This is a genomic window from Rhodoferax ferrireducens T118 (genome assembly GCF_000013605.1).
GTDB lineage: Bacteria > Pseudomonadota > Gammaproteobacteria > Burkholderiales > Burkholderiaceae_C > Rhodoferax > Rhodoferax ferrireducens.
The window spans coordinates 3385833-3403815 of the sequence record NC_007908.1 but is presented as its reverse complement, the minus strand read 5'-3'; the positions used below and the strand labels follow the sequence as shown (position 1 = coordinate 3403815).

The window sequence follows — 17983 nt, the reverse complement described above, 5'->3', positions numbered from 1 at the left end:
AGGTCACTTCGCCCGCACCTCGGGAATGTTGGCAGCTGGGGCGGAATAGTGCGACTCCAACACTGCGGCCTTGCACTCAGGCCGTTTTGCCCATTCCGACACCATGCGGCTTTGCGCGCTTTCGTGCAGCACGTCGTTTACTTCTCTTGCCCAGACCGAGATTTGCCCAAGCAACTCTGGCGACAGCGCCTGATTGTTCCAAATTTTTTCCAAGTCGATCCGCTCCCCAAGCTCTTGGGCGAGCAGGGAGATCGTGTAGGTTGCGACATTGACTTGAAAAGCTGAAAACATGGGGCGCACCAGCTTCTGCGTATCCCGGTAGATTTTCGCCTTTGTCACCATGGCCTTGAACTCGGCGACCGTTGTGGCGGGCGCCTCTTGCCCGTTGGACGAGGTGATTTCGGCCATGAAACGGTCGAAATTCTTTTGCGTGCCAAGACTCACGACATCGGGTTTCATATCCCAAGTGTTGATGTATCTAGCCAAGTCGGTCTTGGTGATGCGCCGCGCCGGGGGGATCGACTCCTTGAGGGCTTTGAGCCTTGCAGGCGTGTTCCCCGACAGGGATAGCAATGTGTTGTAGCTTCCCGCCGCGCGTTCATAAAACCATTGGCTCACTCCATCCGGACAGTAGATGCTTCGAGAGAGCTTTTCGATGGCAACGTGATAGGGCTTGTTGGCGGAAAGGTCGGATTGTTTGACGGAATTCTGGCTGTTCGCGAACCGAGAAATGTCCGAAATCAATGTCTCTTCTTGCGCGGGATCTTGAGCCTTCATGACGATGATCTTTGCGGGGACACGCACTCGGCTGAGGTCGGTTTCAGGAAATTTCCGCTTGGTGAAGAAGATGGATGCGGTCGTCTGTCCACCGTTGACGATTTGCAAGCCCTGAATCATGGATATGCCCATGCCGCCATCCTCAGTCTTCACCAGAGCGACTTGATCGGCCACTACGACAATGCCATTGTTGTAGGCCATGAAGCGTCCGGGATCGTGGCGCAGCGTATGTTGGATTCCCGCGTTGACGCCCTTGCCCTTGACGCTCAGGAACGAGCGGACGTTGGCCTCAAGCAACCGAGAGTCGAACTTCGCATACAGAACTTGCAAGGCGACAGCGGGGATGGCTGCCAACGCGTATCCATAGTCCTCATCACCGCCAGGCACGAAAATGCACGGCAATGGGGCTCCGCAAATCTCTTTGAAATTCACGATCAGTTCGTCGCGCGGCTTGCCTTCGGAAACATGGCGGAATAGTCGCTCGGTGTCCATGACCTCAAGGCGGACGGTTTTGCCATTGATCTCGCGCGGTTTGAAGTTTTTTGTTTTCGCCACCTTGTCGGTAAGGACGAAGACTCGAATCTGCTCCAGGCCGTCGTAAATCTGTTGCAGTTTGGTGGCAAGGGCGCGTTCATCGCTCGAGTCTTCTAGTTTGGCAGCCATGGTGCCATTGGCGCAGAGCGTCAAGAACCGCAGGCATTGCTCGACGGCAGTCTTCGTGTCCGTTTCCGATATGTAGGCAATTTCGTTCACGCCCTCGTAGAGGCTGACGAACAGGTCAAGTTGATCCTCGTCCTCCGAAATCGAATAGCCGCTCAACCTCAAATTGGCATTTCCGACCTTCCCCTTGTAGTGGCACACAACCGGATCGTTGTAAGTCATTCCTGCGTCCGCAAGCTGCTTCATGACGATATCGGAAAACACCTGCTCTTCATACGGCAGGTCGTCGCCGACTTGCGACCTGATGTCTGCCTGCAAGTCCCTAAGAAATTCCAATATCGCAATGCTCATATCGCTCCCAATTTTTTCAATGCCAATTCGATTCCGATGGCGTGCCTTAGCGGCGCTTCCAGGTCCAATGAATATTTCGCTTCCGTGATGCCTGTCGGCACAGTCCCAAGGGTCAGCCTTGGAAAGCCTGCTTTGACCTCTACAACTCGCGGAGGAGTTGTCGTGAATTTCCTCGGGTAACTGCCCTCATGCGCAATGTAATACCCGGCGGCGAACACCTTGTCTTTGAACATTCGGCTCGCTTCTTGGTTTGCCGAGACCGCTTGCGTCATTGATGCGATGACCTCAGGCAAGCTTTGTCCGGCAGCGCTGCTCTGCATTAACCGGACGCCCACGACGAATAGCGGCTGCAGCACGGCATCGTCCAGTTGGGCAAGAGAACTGATCCGCGCGGGGAAGCTGAGTGGGGAGATCGTGGATTTCACCTCGATTGCGCCGGTGCCCAGCTCGAAGTCTTGATTGGCGTCGTTCGGCCCCACCCATGAGCCCATTGCTACGTCCATCGGCACGCCCGCGTCAATGAGCTCCCTGAGCACCGCGAGTTCGCCAACGAGCCCGATCTCCTCCTCTGGCGTCAAGACCTGAGCGCCTTTGCGCATGAATTCCTGCCAAGCGCGGACCCTGCCGAGGAACGCTCTTGCGAGTCGCTTGGAGTCGGCGGTGCCATCGGACTCAATAGCCCCGATCACATCGCACGCCATTGCCAGGAACAGCTCTGTGCTTCCGGAAGATTTCCGTGTGAGCGCCAACCACGATTTTCCGTCGCCTAGGTCCACTCTTTCGACGGTGAAGCCTTGACCATCAGGCAGCTTTTCGGCTGCTGGAATGGACGAAGCGGCGAAACCAGCAAGGATTGCCTCCTCGTTATCAGGGCTGCGCCGCCCAGCCCTGATGTCACAGCCCATTGGGGAGACGATTGGAATAGCGCGCCATCCGGCATGTGCCGATGCCCCTGACAGTGAGCCCCACGCAAGCGCTATCTCTTCACTCGGATGCGCCATATTCCAGCTCCCATTGTCCCCAGATGAGGTGATCAACTTTGTATTCGACTTTCACGCCCGATTCGCTGGATGGAAAGCTCACCCCGAATCCCATGATGGGTTTCGTTCGGTCGGGGAAGACGCCAGCACCCGCCAATTTGGGATCAAGGGGATACAAGAGCAGCACGCCCCGCTCGGGCGCGCTTTGCACTCCGTCGGCTCCTTTGCCGCGCACGCGTCGGATCGCGGGTCCATTGGGCACTTCTGGCTCTTTTTGAACCACACCCGCCGATTGCTTGGCTGGATCGGGCTTCCAGGCTCGTTTCGTAGCGGCCAGGGCTGCTGACCATGCCGGGCCGTCCAGATCAATCGCTTCGTCGCGTGGGGACAATAGTCTTCCGATGGAATAACGTTCTTTGACATCCGGGTCGGCGGAGCGTTGAAGCGTTCCATCGACGGTCAGGCCGCCATCGAATGTGAATTCAGGCCCTCTGCCTCCGCCGATCAGCGCGACCGTCCAGCTTGTGAGCTCTGCGGATTTGGAAACCATTTCCCTTACGAACTCAGCAAGCAATTTGCTGTTGACTTTTCGCGCCTTTGGATGCGTCACATAGGATTCGAGAAAATCCGCCACATGTTCCGCTGGCACCGCGTTCCATAGGAAGCCATTTGTTGGCTGGTCAACTCCGGCGCGTCGCCTTACAGGGTTGACCTCGGACGGCTTTTGCATGGCTGCGATGAGTCGGTTGGTGACCGTGAGGTTTTGGTCGAGCCTGGCGTCATCCTTGAAAAAGGCGATGGTCTCGAGAAGTTCTCCGCTGAAAGAAAGCTGCAGGCTCTTGGCGGTGCGCATTTTCAATGGTGAGGTAACCAACAGAACAGGATGAGATTGGACCTTCAATCCGTATTCCTTTGGCGTCGCTCCGCTCTCAGCCATGGCGTCGAATTCCTCTCTTAGTTCTTCGGATGCGTCGGCGATATGGCCGAACCATTCGACCAAGTCTTCGGTTGTATAGAGGCGGCAAAGGTCCACATATCCGGGACGGTAGCCAAACCATCGGCCCATCTGCATCAGCGTGTCATACATCTTGGTGGTCCGAACGAAGTAGCTTGTGCAGAGTCCTTCCAGCGTCAACCCACGCGCGAGCTTGTCTCCGCCGACGGCGATCACTTTCAAACCGTGCTCTTCCTGTTCCAAATAGTCGAGGGCATCCTTGGCGGTTCCGTTGATGGTTTTGACCTTGATGTCGGAGACCGCATCCGGAAGCGCAGCGAGGATCGCGGGCCAATCCGGTGCGAGCTTCGACTCTCCAGGCTCTTCGAGCAATTGGGCGACCGTGGCCGAAGTCGGGACAAAGTCCCGCTCCCATAGCGACCGCAGCTCTTCAACAAGGGTCTCATGGTCGATTCGCCGCGTCAGCCGTTGGACCATCTTCTTGACGGTCTCGTCCACTTGCCCAAACACCTCCTTTTGCACATTGGCAAATCGGGTGACGTGGATCAGCATGGATGAGTGTTCCCTCCCTTGCCCCCGCAAAGTCCTGATGGCGCAAGCGAGAGCGAAGGAGTGAATGGCTTCTTTGAGCGATGGAGGAATGATCTCCTGTCCATTGACAACGGGGACATGTTCCTTGTTGTGCTTTGGCGGCATCCATCCACTTGGTTCGTCTGCTGAATTCGGATCGGGAGCGGTGAAATGGTCGGACACGTTGCGCATCAAAGGCAGGCCTCCGACACGGCCATCCGGTGTCAGAAGGCCAAAGACGCGGGCCGGGCCGACGTAGTTGGAAGGCGCGGCCAAGTTCACGATGAAGGATTGGGGAAAAAGGTCAGGCCCCTCGTCGGTGGTCGCGTTCTTGCGATGGATGAAGATATTCGCGAATGGCGTGGCGGTGTAGCCGACGTAGGCCTTCTTGTCAAAGGAATGCAGAATGCTGCGAATCAGCCCATTGATGGCTTTGGGTTGATGGTCGTCATTGGGTTTGCCGTCGGAATCAATGACTTGCTCGCCGGTATCGACGGAGGCGTTGTCAGCCTCGTCGTCGATGATCAGCAGTGGCCTTTTGGTGACGATGCGCCGTCCCGTCGCGTTGTCCTTGCTGTCGGCGACATGGTTCCGAATCCACTTCAAGAGCTGTGTGAGAACGGTCTTGTTCTTCTTGACCACGAAAAGCCACGGCTTCTCTTCGGGAGATATGGCAAAGTGCCGCTGGACGGTCGCGTTGAAGTCTCCCTTGTCGGCCCGTGTCGTTGCGCAGTGTGGAGCGATTGCGGTGTCGCTGTCGATTTCGCCAACGCCTAGCGGCTTGCCAGGAATTCGGTCTTCGGAGGTCTCGTAACCCAGGAAGGTTTCTTCAAGACGGATTTGGGTTTGGGACCGCAGGTTGTTGTGCATGCCCGCCAAGACGATGATGATCTTGTAGCCCGCATCGGCGGCCTTGCACACAAGACCGGAATAGTTCCCGGTCTTGCCCGACTGCACGTGCCCCACGACGAGGCCCCGACGGTCCCACGATCCATCGCGCTTGGGGTCTTCCAGCATCCCAAGTATGTGATCGGTGGATTCGTCGAGCGCGCCGACAACATCCACCGACAATTTGCGCTCCAAATAGGTTTGATATCGCGGCCAATACCGCCAGTCCTTCTTGCGTGCCGAGACAAGCCAAGCGACGTGTCCCTCAGTGTCCTGCAGCGTGGAGTCCTTGCCGATCCAGTGGCTGAATCGTTGAATCAGGGTTGAGATTGCCATGTCCTGATCGCTATCCGGCGCGTTCAAGATTTGGGCGGCGAGCTTCACCTTGGCTGCGATGGACGCGGGGGTAATGCCAACCGTGTCGCGCTCAGCCTCGAGCATCAGTTGAGCCATGTTGATAACGGGCAGCAAGGACTTGTCGGGTAGTGGCATGGCGGAGGTCCTTGTTACTGTGGGTTGTTGAAGGTGTCGGAAGCTGAAAGATTCGCGACAAGCACTGGAAAGTTCTGAAATGGCTCAGTGGACAAAAGAGCGCGTTTGGCGAGGTCAGGGGTCATGCCGCGCCGCCCGACCATGTCGTTGTAAATGGTGCGCATGACCCCCATCACGGCTTCTGGCGCCTCGCCTGCAAAAGCCGTTCGCGGCGTCTCTTTGTTCTCCGCCGTGTCGAGCCAGATGCGCTGCACCGGCACGGTTTCTTGAATGACCCTGAGCATGGCTTTCACCATCGGCAAAAGCGGCCCGGCGCCTTCGAGGACGGCAGAGACGGCAGGATGCTTGTCGTCTATCCGGTATCGGGCGCCAGTCGCCGTGTGGTCGACGCGCCATGCTTGCTCCAAGAGTGTGCCCGTTGGGCTTGGGGTCGGTGATCCCCGATAGGCGAAGACCTTGCGCGCTCGGTCGCGTGTGTCTTCCGCCAGCGTGGTCAACCAAGGCCGCAACGCCACGGGTGGCCGGGCGGTTGATTTCTTGATGTCGATCTTCCACGCGGCGTCGGCGGTGTTAGGTATGTCGAGGCGGATTCTGGCAAGCCGATGGGCCTCTTCGCGATTCCACGCCTTGCTGGGACCAAGTCCAAGCCAGCCACCAGCCAAGAGAAGCCGCTCATTGCGATAGACGTAAAAACCTTGCTGGGCCGTCCAACCGTTCGGCCCTGCGCAACGCTTCCACTCGTCATCGGACAATTTGTCCTTGTGTGGAAGGACATGGCATTCGACTTCGACGACCCCATCGGGTGTCGGCTTTCTTGCGACGGGGGAGCTCCAAGTGGCGAGGTGTCCCGCCATGAACGGATCCCATGGGGCGATGGCTCGCTCTTGGATGAACAGCCGGAGCTTTGGACGAGGCCCTTGGATAAGTCGATGGAACACCATGGCGAGGTGCGCCTGCACTTCGTCGATGAGCGCTAGGTAGTCGTCGACCGTATAGCCTGTCGAGACGATCCGATCAAGTGTTTCCCAAAGAACCAGGGTTCCATACGCTTTGCCGTGGAGCGGGGCGAGGAACTGCTCAGACCCATTGGCCGCGCCTTCATGCATGAGCCATCCGCTGTCGGGATGCGCCGCCAGTTCCGTCAAGTCCCACCGCAGGCAGCTAGTGTCGCCGTCTTTCACAGTAGCCACAGTCAAGCGGCGGCACTGAGAAAAGGATGCGGTCTTCATTCCCATGCCAAACCGGCCAAGGTCGTGGGAGGCGCGCGCATCGAGTGGGTTCTTGTCGCCCAAGGTCATGGCGCTTTCGAGCTCGGCATCGGTCATTCCACGCCCGTCGTCCAGGACTGAAATGCGGCTTGTGGCACCGTTCCATGCGAAATCGAGTCGAGCCTCGCTTGCTCCCGCTGAGATGCTGTTGTCGATGATGTCGGCCAGCGCGGCGGCAGTCGAGTAGCCTAAGCCCCGCAAGGCTTCGAGCATGGCATTGGCTCGCGGAGGCGCGTTGCGTGTCTTTTGTGTCATCTCCAATAACCTTTCCCTGGCCAGAATTCAAATCCCAAGTCCAGCATTTTTCGAACCAGTTTGCGGGAGTGAATGTTCGGGGTTTCGAGAATGTTGACCCACACTCTCCCGGATTTGCCATCGCGCTCGTCTTCCACGGTAAACCCGAGAACCGCGGCCATGGCCAAAACTTTGTCGAGAATCGTCGGCACGGTGGACTGAATGCGCTCTGGACGTGGAACCGCTTTTGCGGACTGGGTGACTGGCTGCAGTCTTGCTGCCGAAGAACTGACTGGTGTCGAAGGTGGCTTGCTGTCCGTTGCGTCGTCGGATTCGATCGATTCAGTTTCGATCTCTTCGCGCTTTGGCGGTGGGGTGCCGTTGAGGTCGCGCAAAAGGCGTTCCAAGCGGGCAGGGTGTTTCAAATGACATATGGCCTTCGCCTCGATTTGGCGAATGCGTTCCCGCGTAACCTCTAGGCGGGTGCCGATTTCCTCCAACGTCATGGCCTCATGCGCTCCGATGCCAAAACGCAAGCGCAAAACTTGTTCATCCTTGGGTTTTAGCGTTGCCAAAAATCGGTCGATGGAGCCAATCAACTGACTGTCGGACACGATGTCCATGGGGTCTCTGGCGACGTAGTTGTCTTGCGCGTCAATGGCGATGAGACTGTCCACATCTACGTCGTGTATCGGCAGCGGCTCAGGGATTGCGAGGGCGAGAGGCGCCACCTTGCTCGCAGGCATTTCCATCTTTTTCGCAATTTCTTCGATCGTAGGCATGCGCCCAGTCGCCAGTTCAATGGCATGGGCGGCGTGTGCGATCTGCTGGGTCTTCACGTATACGTGGACTGGCAGGCGGATCGTTTTGCTTTTATCGGCGACGTAGCGGCCAACCTGTTGGCGAATCCACCACGTGGCATAGGTAGAGAGCTTGAAGCCCCTGCGCCAGTCGTAGCGGTCAACAGCCTTGATAAGTCCGATGTTCCCCTCCTGGAGCAGATCGTCCAATGGTTGCCCGCTATATAGGTATTTCTTTGCAATGAACAGCACGAGTTTCAAGTTGGCGATGACCATTTGATCGCGGGCTTGCCGATATGCCTGCATCGCCTGCGAAAATTCAATCGCGGATTCTTGCACTTCGAGCTGTTCAAAGTCCGCCAATTCAAGCAGGAAACCTCGGGATAAGCCAAGCGATGCGAGTGCTTTTCGCCTCGAGTTCCAACCATCGCTGCTTAGAGCCCCGTCGAAATCGAGTCCCGACAAGAGCTCAGCATTGGAAAGGAGCTCGGACAGTTCGTCGGTTGATTCGTGCGCGTCATGACCAAACTGGGAGTCGCTTTCGTCGTCTGTGCCGATTCCCTCCACCGACAAAACAGAATCAGCAGCAGGTTCTGCATTTGATGAAATTTCAATGTCTTGCAGCTCGGCTCGCGGACCAGAGGACAGCCAACGCAGCGGTTTTGCCTCGGATTTGACCATGTGAACGGCATCCAACACGGCGCCAATGCCAGAGGGCCACACCGCCAGGGCATCGAGCGCTTGTTGTACGCCGCGTTCCATGCCTTGTCCCAGGGCGACTTCTTCATCAGCGGTGAGCAGTGTGGCATTCTGAAACTCCTTTTGATAGATGCGCAGGGGATCATTGCGTCGCTCCGCCAAGTTGTCTATGAAAGCCAGCGCCTCGGTGACCGTGTCCTCTTCGTCTGGGGTCATTTCCGGCGCGACGACCACCTCAAAGCTTTCGTCCGGGGTGCAATATTCGAATCGATCGTCGGTCTCGGCGCCAACGTCATTGATCACCATGCGCAAGAGGGAGCAGGCCTCCACGTTGGGAATGCCGTCGTCGCCTAGCGAAAGGTCCTCGATTGAAGCGTCCGGTACGCTGCCTTCCCGGATGGCGCGAAGAAGGACGAGGCGAAGCCGTTCGCGCGCATCAGCGTCGTTTGCGCCTGGCAGGGGAGACGCCCGCTCGGGTAGGTATGCCTCAAAGTCTTCCCAATCGGTGGATTTGTCGATGGGCTGGTGTTTGGAGATTGTGCTTTGCAGTTCACGGGCCGCCTCAGCTAGCGTAGGGTCGCCTTTGGGAAGCGGTGGTTCTACCTCTGCTTCCCAGCCTGCGAAATCAAAGACTCCGCCGTCCACGCCATCATGTTGGGTCTTTTCGGAGTCTGGCACGGGTGGACTGTATGCCCCCATCGAGTCTTCGTCGACGGCCAATCTGAGAAATTGGCTCAGTGGAAGGGCTTCATGAATAGCGAAGTCCTTCACGCGCGCGCCTGCATCCGGATCGCCATTGCGGCGGTCTTTAAGTGTCCCTGGAAGGTGCCTCCACCCCCCGTTTCAAAGCGCTGGCCAAGGCCAAGCGGCGTAGGAATCCCTGCGGCCATTTTGGCTCTTTTTGAGTTTGAACTGTTGCAAATTCTACAGGGTCGGATGCCTAGCTACCTGCGCATTTTGGCAAGTATTGAGCGTTTGATACGAATGACCACGCGCATAGCCAAATAGAACCATGGCATGTCATACGGCCAATGCGGTTGGCATCAGAGGTTCATTCAAAAATATAATGAACGATTCGGCAGGCGCGTCAAGAAATCGAGGCGCAAGAGCGCCGGCTGGTTGAGCCGCGGTTTCGTTCGCCAACCTGTACTCCAACCCGTACTCCAGGTCGTACTCCAACTCGGCGACTCCAGCGCCAGCGCACTTCAATCGCTAAAATTGCGGTACAAGACTTTCTCAGCGACTTCTGCGCAGACGCGCTGTGCTGAGTCTTTGATCCTGAGAATGTGCCCGCTCGCATCCTTTTTCCAAAGCTCATACGTGCTGCCTGCGCCGAGCGCGGCGCTGTAGCGCTTGAGGAGCGCGTTTGAGTCGCTGATGATGAAGATAAAGTCGAACCGCGCCGGCTGGCCGCGCGCTGGCGTCAACGCCGAGACGCAACCGCGCACAAACACATCCATGGCGCGACCCCACTTGGGATTTAGTTCGATTTCGACGGCGGCACCAGCGCCACCTTGCAGTACCCAGAAGATGTCGGGTTGCTTCACCCCGTCGGACGACACCTCTGCCATCTCTTTCTCGACGCTGTATGCCTCAATCTTTTGCGCATGCAGCGCCTCGATCGTGAGCGTCTGCGCCATCTGGTAGTGACGCAGCTGGTCCTGGCGCACCTTCGCTGGGTCGGTGGAGTAGGGCAGCAGGATATCGCGCTCTCGTTGAATCCTCGCCAGCCCGTCTGAGGTCAAGGTCAGGATGTGTGATGGCAAGTCTTTTTGAGCAAGCCCGCTTTCGGTGCGCGTGGCTTCGAGATACTTGGCGCGCACCAAGCGCGCCGCTAGTCCGGAGTGTGTGCCGCCGCCAACGCGTTCAAGGGTCTTGGCGCTCGACCAGCCCCATCTGTAAACCCAGTTCAGCGCCTTGACGAGTTTGTCTTCGGCGCGCTGACTGGGGCTTTGCCCTGGAAACCGGATGTCCTTAATTCGGCGCGCCTGGGCGAGTTGGGCGAGATGCTGCTCGGACGTTTGTGGCGCGGGTTTTACAGCCCGGCTTTGGTTTTGATATTGGTTTCGCATCTGGAGCTCGCTTTGGTAATCGACATACCAACGTATAGCCCAAAGAGACGCGGCAGTTTAATGGGACCGAAAAGCGGACTAAAACAGCACTTTCCACAATGAAGCGACCCCTGCGCCCGGGGGATCGCGATGCCCCGCACTGGTACCCCCAAAAAACCGCGGCTACTGTGCTCGGGAGCCACTCTTTCAGGCCTCTTTTGACCCTCTCCGCCACCTCGGGCCTCAACCCACCCCCTTCAGCCTCCCAGAACCGCCTCAAATCCCCTTAAACCTTCCCCAAAAGCGGATCAGCCAGAAGCCACAACCCACTGGCCAACATCCCCCTGCGTCTCACAACTTCCCGGTCGTTTCACCATCATTGCTAGCCAACACCTCCCCCCTTGCGGCCCACTGTCGGCTGCGCCACAGCGTCCCTTTTGGGGCTAGCCAGCCTCTCTTTTCTGGCCACCATTTCCTCGACTTTCACCGCAGCTTTCTCAGCCCGCCGTCACTCGATCCCCGGCATTCACCTCAGCCACCCGCGCCCCTCGCCCAAACAACCCCTCATCAGCGGCACAGCCCAAAGCCCCTCGCAAGGGGCTGTAGGAGCAAGCTGGCGAGGTGCGATTTGCTGCGCTGGCGATGCGGTATTTGCAGGGTCACAAAGCGCAGTGGCCCCAGACGCGGGGCTGTTTCTGCGTGCCAGGCGGAGCGCTTTGCTGGCCAGCGCGGGGCTCCTTCTGCACGCAGATAGGGCCTTTCCAGGGGGTCAGGCGTGGGGCTTTTGCATGCGCGGGCGCGGGGCTTTGGGGCTGGCCTGGGGCTGCTGTGGCGAGCTGGCGTGAGGCTTTGCGGGCCAGGCGCGGGGCTGCTTCTGCACGGTTTGGGCTGCGCAGGTGAGCAGGTTGTGCGTGTTTTCGCTTCACTTGGTGCTCGCGCGGGGCTCTAATCGCTGGGCCAGAGCCGGCGAATCCCGTGGGATCCCGTGGGATCCTGGCCTCAGGCTGTGCGCTGGCGAAGACGTTTTTGATCGCGAATCCGCTCCCCCTCGGCCTGCGCTGACGCTGCGGCCTCCCTGGCTAAGAGCCACGCGAGCGGCTGTCCTCCCCTCCTCTTGGGTGGACCCCTGCGGCGCTCAGCCGCATTCTCCCGGACCCCTTGGGAAAACCACTGGGGGCAGGAAGCCCTGGGCTGCGTTTGCGTGCCTGGCGGAGCGCAGTTCACAGCGTTCGCAAAGCGCTGTTGGCGCGTTGGCAAAGCTCGAAGTAAGCCCCCCGCAAGGGGCTGCGCCAGGCCCAAGGCGAGGGGCTTGGCATGCTGGCTCGATGATGTTCAAGCGGTGAATAGCATCCCGCGAGGCGCAAACAACTCAAAGCTGGCCCCGGCTCAGCGTTCACAAAGCGCGAAGTTCACCCCGGGCGTGGCGCAATTGGGCTGCGCAGGCGCGGGGTTTTGCATCGTGAAACACGCCCGGAGCGGCTGGCGCGGGGCTTGCTCGGGGGGGGCTTCTGGCTGATCCTGAAATGTGGGGTGCGCATGGTGAGCATGCGGCAGGTTTTGCGGGTGTGGGGCTTGGTTTGGCGCGGGTTTGAGTGGTGTTTTGGTGCTGGTGCGGGGGGATTATTCGCTGGGGCTGAGGCGGCGATCCGGTGGATCTGGCCTCGGCCTGGCGCTGGCGAACGTCTTTTTTGAGTGTGGTTTTGCTCACCCGCTCGGCCTGCGCTGGCGCTGCGGCCTCCCGGGAAAAGGGGCTACGCGGGCGGTCGGCTGTCCTGCCTTCTCCTTGAGTGGAACGGTATTGCGGCCGCAGAGGCCGATCGCGTGTTGTGTTCAAGTTGAGCTTTTTCTCCCGCCTTTTTCCCCAGCTTGCTGGCGAAACGCGGCGCTAGGCGTGCGCTGGTGGAGTGGTTTGGGGTGCATTGCCATCCTGGCGCGGGGTTTAGACGATGCACGGGGACGGGGTGAGCGGTAGCTGAGCGGCGGGGATTAATACTGGATTTTTCAGGTATTGGCGCGATGGGAGGCGCTTAATCCAGCGAATTTCAGGCATGACGCGCGGCGGCACTGGGGGCAGCTCGACCGAGAGAATTGCCAAAGACTATTTTTTTGGTGGTAGTTTTTTGTTATTTTGAGCGCGCGTTGAGGCTGACCGCTTCGCGCTGTCCATGCGGGTGAATGGTGTTGGGCGGGCCGGCTGAGGCTCTGATGGGCCGCTGTTTGATCGAGAAATTGGGTGTGGCGGGCAGGCTGGTGCGGGGCTTTGGCGAGAGCTGGTCAGTGTCTTTTGGGCGCGGGGCTGTTGGGGCAATGCCAGTTTTTGGGCGAACGAATCCGCGAATACCATTATTCTTTTGGTGATGGGCTGCGCCTTTTTGGGTTTGAGGCCTAGCGCTGCCCGCTTCGCGCGGGCCATTCGGTTATTGAGGGGGGTGATTTGGCGGTTTATTTGGCGGATAAATTGGCCGTTGATTACGGCGATAAGTTGTTTCAAGGCAACGAATTGGGCCTGCATAGGTGTATGTAATTTTGGCGGTTCGTTTGGCGGCTGAAGCTGGGGATGATGTTGGTGGTGGCCAGGGCGACGACGTAAGTGAGCCGCTGGTGGGCGGGCGAACGGCAGCCGATGCGGGGATGTTGGGGAAACGGAGACCGGTTTGCGCTGTGCGGTGCGAACGAAGTCCGACCAGGTTGAACAGCCGAAGCCGGACTCCCGCATCATTTTCTAATGCCTCAGGCGACGTTTTGGTGCCCGTCGGCAAACCCTGGCGTGAGGCTTTGCCCGGCAAAACGCAAACGGAAACCGGGGATCAATACCATTGTTTTTTTAGTAATGGACTGCGCCTATTGGGTTTCCCGCGCAAGATGCTCCCGCTTCGCCCGATACCTGCGTGCGAATTTCGGGATGGGCGAGCTGTTTTTCGGGGCGGTTTGGGGCCTGGGGCACACCCGGTTTCCATTGCGCACTAAGCGCAACAATGGTAAAGGGGTCGATGCTTAATACTACGCCGCCGGCTTGGCTCAATGACGTCCAAACCCTCTCTAGTCCGGAGATTGAGCAAATTGAAGCCGAAATCAAAAGCGGCAAGCTCACCGAGGATCAGGCCAAGCCGTTGCTGCTGGCGGCGGGCTTGCGGGCCGCAGGCAAGGCGCTGGCCAGAGAGCGCCTGGCTGCCCAGGGCGGGCAGGCGCCACCGATGGAGCCCGTGCCTCGGCGCTGAGCGAAGGAGCAGAGCACACGACACTCAAGGTGAAACTCCGCTTGGGGTGGCTCTTAATTTTGTTTGCCCGCGCGAGTTGCTCCCCGCTTCGCGCCCCTGGTGGTTCCGCACGCCTTAAAACGAACCTTCATAAATTTATGAAGGTTCAACGCGAGGTTCACCCGACGTTCAGAAGTCGATTTCTTCGAGCTCAGCTGCTGTCATGTCGCGCACGCGCTGCGTCTTCTCGCGCATGCGCAGGGTGATTAGTGCTGGATCTCTTTCGGCCAGCAGCTCAAGCAACGTGCACCCGGGCGCGATTGCATCGAGGTATCGAAGGACTTGCCCAAGTGCGACGCCCGGGTCTCCTTTTTCCAATCTGTAGGCTGTGTTGCGGGAGATCCCGGAGCGCAGAGCTGCGTCTGCTTGCTTGACTGCACGGGCGATGCGCAGGCGGGCCAGGAGCTGCCCAAGCTGGGCGCACTCGGCGCTCAAGCGGGGTGAGAGCATTGCGGACTGAGTGACTCTCATGTGTACGTTAAATCGAGCATTATTGGCGTAAGGCTCGATTATACGAGCGTCAACGCTTGGCGACCTGGGCCCGGGTTCGCGCTAGGCTGCTCGATCGCAGCTCATCGAGCGTGACCTTGCCTTCGATGACGTCTTCGCAGACGGCAAGGCACGCTGGCGCAGCTCCGCGCGCCGGGTCCTGCTCTCTATATTAGAGTCTTGCATTGCTGCGCCTTGGATTCTGGGGATTGCGCTTTGTAGCTGAGTAGTGCGCTATTGTGTGCTGGTTTTTTGCACAGCACCTAATGTCGCTAATCATCATAAGTTATTAAAAGTAGATGCGTGGATTACGCTACGCGTGACGCCATATGTCACTGTCAGCGGTGAATTCGTCGCGGCTCTACGCAGCTATTACTTTTTTAAAGACGTTCCCCCTGAATAATTTTGATGGTCCCCAGCAGCGCAGCGCTGCTATCGCCCGCGCGCAAATTCTGTCGGCCCGACTGGGCATTGGCGATGTGACGGCAACGCTGGCGAACCAGCCGCTACATGAAATGCTGGCCACCTTTGAAGCCGTCTTTGGCGGTCTGGCGCGCTCGACGCTGCGGGTGTGACGCGCTGGAGACCGGTTGTCCCAGCTTTGCGCGACCATCGGGGGGAAGGGGCTACTTTTTGTCTGCATACCCAACTCTTCCACCGGTCGCCCAAAATCTCATCGAGAGCGTCGGTAACCTATTGATTTAAGAAGAAATTTTTGCGCTGAATGTTGTGGAGGTAGTTCTAAGACTTGTCGAAACAACCTCAAAAGTCGGCTAAACATCCAATACAGACGCCAAATTCCAATAAAAAAGACGGGCGACCGGTGGAAGAGTTGGGTACGCGGCGGGCAGCCAGGGCGGCGCAACGGACCGCTTGGCGCTGGCTGGGCGCCTTGTGGTGCGCTGCGCTTTGCGGCTCAACCTTGACTGCTGGACGTTAGCATAGTGAATACGATTGGATTGGGGGGTGGAGGAGGAAGTGGCGATGTGGACCCGGGCTTCGGCACTGGTTGGTGGCTGTTCAGTTCCCACCATGGTTGGCAGCTGGACTCCAAATCGCGGCCCCGCCGCTCCACCCTCGCCAAAAATCAGCACTTGATCCCAGCAAAATGTGGATAAGTCCTCCCCCCGCGATTAATGCCTCCCGAGCGGGTTTTCCCGTGTTTTTGGGGCCTGCGAATTGTGCTGTGGAGGCGCCGGTGCGTGCCTAAAATCGACGGCATGGCAGCTAAACAAAAGAAATTAAGGAAGCCTGGGCCTGGTGATGACGGCTTGGTGGCGCTGGGCGCGCTTGCAGCTGAGGCCAAGGGCGCCGCGGATCGCGCAGGCGCTGCGATAGACGAGGCGCTGGCGTCGGTAGACGCGAGCAATAAACGGATCGACGTGCTCGAGGCGCAGGCAAAAAAGAAGCCTCGATGATGAGGCTTTGGGTGCGTAGTGAGCCGGCCGGTCCGCGGTTTCTTTTGCGCAAAAAAAGCATCCAGACATAGGGAAGCGGCCGGGTTTTTGCTAGGGCGTCTTCTTGAGCTAGTGCTTGTACTTGAGCTGAGGTAAATGCGTATGCTTGTGTCATGGTTTGTCCTTTGGGGTTTTGGGGTCTGAGTAGTAATTCGCGGTATTGCGTATTGCCTATTTATGTATAGCTCGCGGCGGCACACACACGGCAGTTTTAAAAATTAGATTGATAGCAAGATATGACGGCCCAGCGCGGATTTCTAGTCTTTTTGTTTGGCCAACGAAAAATACCTAGGTCTACGGCAACGCACGCCATGCCGCGGGAAGCCTGGGCCGCCCACCGCATTTATGTTCGCCGCAACAAAATTTAAATGCTATCTAATATATAGCATAAAATGGCGTGATTAGTAGCGCTTGAATAGCTATGCTTTTAGGATCTATGGATATCGTCGGATGAATTAAAGCTATACCTTATGTGAACTTTTTTAAGGTTCATCGCCCCCTGCGCTCTGGGGACTCAAAAAGGTTAGCTCATGAACACTGAAATCAACACCCCCGCCCTCGCTCTCGCTGGCACAGAAACCCGCACTCTCTACGTCGAAGTCGACCAGCTCGAAGCGTTCAAAAAGCAGCTCGACAAGCTCAACGAAACCGCCGAGGTGGCCGGCATTCCCCCCATCAAAATCACCGCCGATCACACCACCTCGCTGCCGGCCGCGCCAGGCGAAGCCGCCATGCTGGTGGCTGTGCTCACGCTGGATTACCCAGTTGTGGAATTGGGCGATTGGGCCGTTGTTGGCCGCTTGGAAGCGCCAAAGGAATCAGTGGCGCGCAAGCTTTTCGCGTTTGATTATTCGAAAAAGGAAGCCGACACGGTGGCCTTGTTGGCGAAGACTGGGCATCCGCTTGAGTGTGAACACTGCCGCGCGAATCGCCGGCGCGTGGAGAGCTATTTGCTCAGGAATCGCACGACGGGCGAATACAAACAGGTCGGCAGCGGATGTTTGGATGCGTTCACGGGGGGGTCTTCTGGCGCCGCAATCAGCCTTGCCAGTCTGAGCAAATTCGTGGCCAAGTGGAATGAAAAGCTCTTGAAATCGCGCCGGGGCACGAAGCTGTTTGCGGTCGACGTGCGGCAGTACCTGGCGGACCTTTTTTTCACGCTTGGATCGTATGAATATCGGCTGCTGCGGGATTGCTCGACTGAGAAGATGACGACACATTACAAAGCATTGGACGTGCCAGCGCTTATTGCGTCGCTGGGGTGCGTGGATCCGGCGGATGCTGTGCGGCTGAATGAGATTTACGCTGAAGACAAGGAGCGCAATCTGGCGCTGGCTGATGCGTTTCGGGCAGCGTATGCGCGCAAAACCATCATCGAGGGGACGTTCGAGCACAATGTAAATGTCGTCCTGAGAGAAGATCTGATCTCGTTATTCCGCACCCGGCCGCTCAACGTCGTGTGCGCGGCGGCCCACGGTTTTATGCTCGACCAGCTGCGTAAAGTGATGGGCGCGGGTGCTCATGTCGGCAAGCGTAATCAGCATTTCTCAAAGAAACTGACCGTTGTCGCCATGCAGCATCAGGCCCATTTTGGCCGTGATGTTTACTTGAAAGACAGCGATGGAAATGTCTTCGTGGCAGAGACAAATGACATGGACTGCTGCGATGAATCGATGATCAAGCATCGGGCTGAGGTTGGGACCGTGCTTGATTTGGAGTTCAAGATTGTGGGACATCGCAAGCTGTATTCGACTGCTTACACCAGCATCAAAACCGCGGGCCAAGCGGCTGCTGAGGCGGCGGCTGATGCTGCGATTGAAGCGCATTATGGTGTTTAACCTCGACGTTTTAGAGCGCGAAAACATGAAAAACGCTTCGGAAAAAGTGGTGGCGGAAGGCGGAGTCCCGGGGGATTTCCCCCCAGTTCTGCGAGTTCTGGCGCTGGTGCATCTGCATGTTCCGAAGAGCGTGAAAGCGGATTGGGTGCGGCGTTCGAGATTGGAGGGGATAAGGCTCAGCGTCTGGATTCGGGAGCGGGTCGAGCGCGAGTAGGTG

12 protein-coding genes are annotated in these 17983 nt (G+C 58.0%); 5 read left to right on the top strand and 7 right to left on the bottom strand.

Annotation, left to right across the window (positions count from 1 at the left end):
* Positions 1-3: 3 nt before the first annotated feature.
* The 6 genes from RFER_RS15555 to RFER_RS15525 form a co-directional block, all read right to left on the bottom strand.
* Entirely contained in the window at positions 4-1788 is a 1785-nt protein-coding gene (locus RFER_RS15555; RefSeq protein WP_011465347.1) for an AIPR family protein, read from the bottom strand.
* Positions 1785-2789 carry a PD-(D/E)XK motif protein gene (locus RFER_RS15550; protein WP_011465346.1) on the bottom strand — a complete coding sequence of 335 codons (1005 nt, stop codon included), beginning with the start codon at positions 2787-2789 and terminating at the stop codon, positions 1785-1787. The genes RFER_RS15555 and RFER_RS15550 overlap by 4 nt, the downstream gene beginning before the upstream one ends.
* The gene (locus RFER_RS15545) at positions 2773-5673 is read right to left on the bottom strand and encodes a Z1 domain-containing protein (RefSeq protein ID WP_011465345.1); all 2901 of its coding nucleotides are present in this window, start codon (positions 5671-5673) and stop codon (positions 2773-2775) included. Before RFER_RS15545 ends, RFER_RS15550 begins: the two co-directional genes overlap by 17 nt.
* A gap of 14 nt (positions 5674-5687) precedes the next feature.
* Entirely contained in the window at positions 5688-7154 is a 1467-nt protein-coding gene (locus RFER_RS15540) for an ATP-binding protein (RefSeq protein ID WP_041792541.1), read from the bottom strand.
* 38 nt (positions 7155-7192) lie between these two features.
* Positions 7193-9445, bottom strand: a complete 2253-nt coding sequence (locus RFER_RS23070; protein ID WP_049765676.1) for an RNA polymerase sigma factor RpoD/SigA — start codon at positions 9443-9445, stop codon at positions 7193-7195.
* Positions 9446-9879: 434 nt separating this feature from the next.
* Positions 9880-10746, bottom strand: coding sequence for a hypothetical protein (locus RFER_RS15525; protein ID WP_011465342.1), 867 nt, complete (start codon positions 10744-10746; stop codon positions 9880-9882).
* A gap of 2969 nt (positions 10747-13715) precedes the next feature.
* Here RFER_RS15525 and RFER_RS15520 point away from each other — a divergent pair.
* Positions 13716-13943 carry a hypothetical protein gene (locus RFER_RS15520; protein WP_041790850.1) on the top strand — a complete coding sequence of 76 codons (228 nt, stop codon included), beginning with the start codon at positions 13716-13718 and terminating at the stop codon, positions 13941-13943.
* Between the two features lie 168 nt (positions 13944-14111).
* On the opposite strand, the gene RFER_RS15515 is transcribed toward RFER_RS15520, so the two are convergent.
* Positions 14112-14432, bottom strand: coding sequence for a helix-turn-helix domain-containing protein (locus tag RFER_RS15515; protein ID WP_244095732.1), 321 nt, complete (start codon positions 14430-14432; stop codon positions 14112-14114).
* A gap of 368 nt (positions 14433-14800) precedes the next feature.
* Here RFER_RS15515 and RFER_RS15510 point away from each other — a divergent pair, with 368 nt between their 5' ends.
* The 4 genes from RFER_RS15510 (at position 14801) to RFER_RS15495 (ending at position 17980) form a co-directional block, all read left to right on the top strand.
* Positions 14801-15046 (top strand): hypothetical protein, encoded by a 246-nt coding sequence (locus RFER_RS15510; RefSeq protein WP_011465338.1) that lies wholly within the window; start codon positions 14801-14803, stop codon positions 15044-15046.
* 627 nt (positions 15047-15673) lie between these two features.
* A complete protein-coding gene (locus tag RFER_RS15505; RefSeq protein WP_041790848.1) occupies positions 15674-15889 on the top strand; it encodes a hypothetical protein in 216 nt (71 codons plus the stop codon).
* A gap of 569 nt (positions 15890-16458) precedes the next feature.
* On the top strand, positions 16459-17766 hold the full coding sequence (locus tag RFER_RS15500) for a hypothetical protein (RefSeq protein WP_011465336.1): 1308 nt from the start codon (positions 16459-16461) through the stop codon (positions 17764-17766).
* On the top strand, positions 17735-17980 hold the full coding sequence (locus RFER_RS15495) for a hypothetical protein (RefSeq protein WP_166485739.1): 246 nt from the start codon (positions 17735-17737) through the stop codon (positions 17978-17980). Before RFER_RS15500 ends, RFER_RS15495 begins: the two co-directional genes overlap by 32 nt.
* Positions 17981-17983 lie beyond the last annotated feature (3 nt).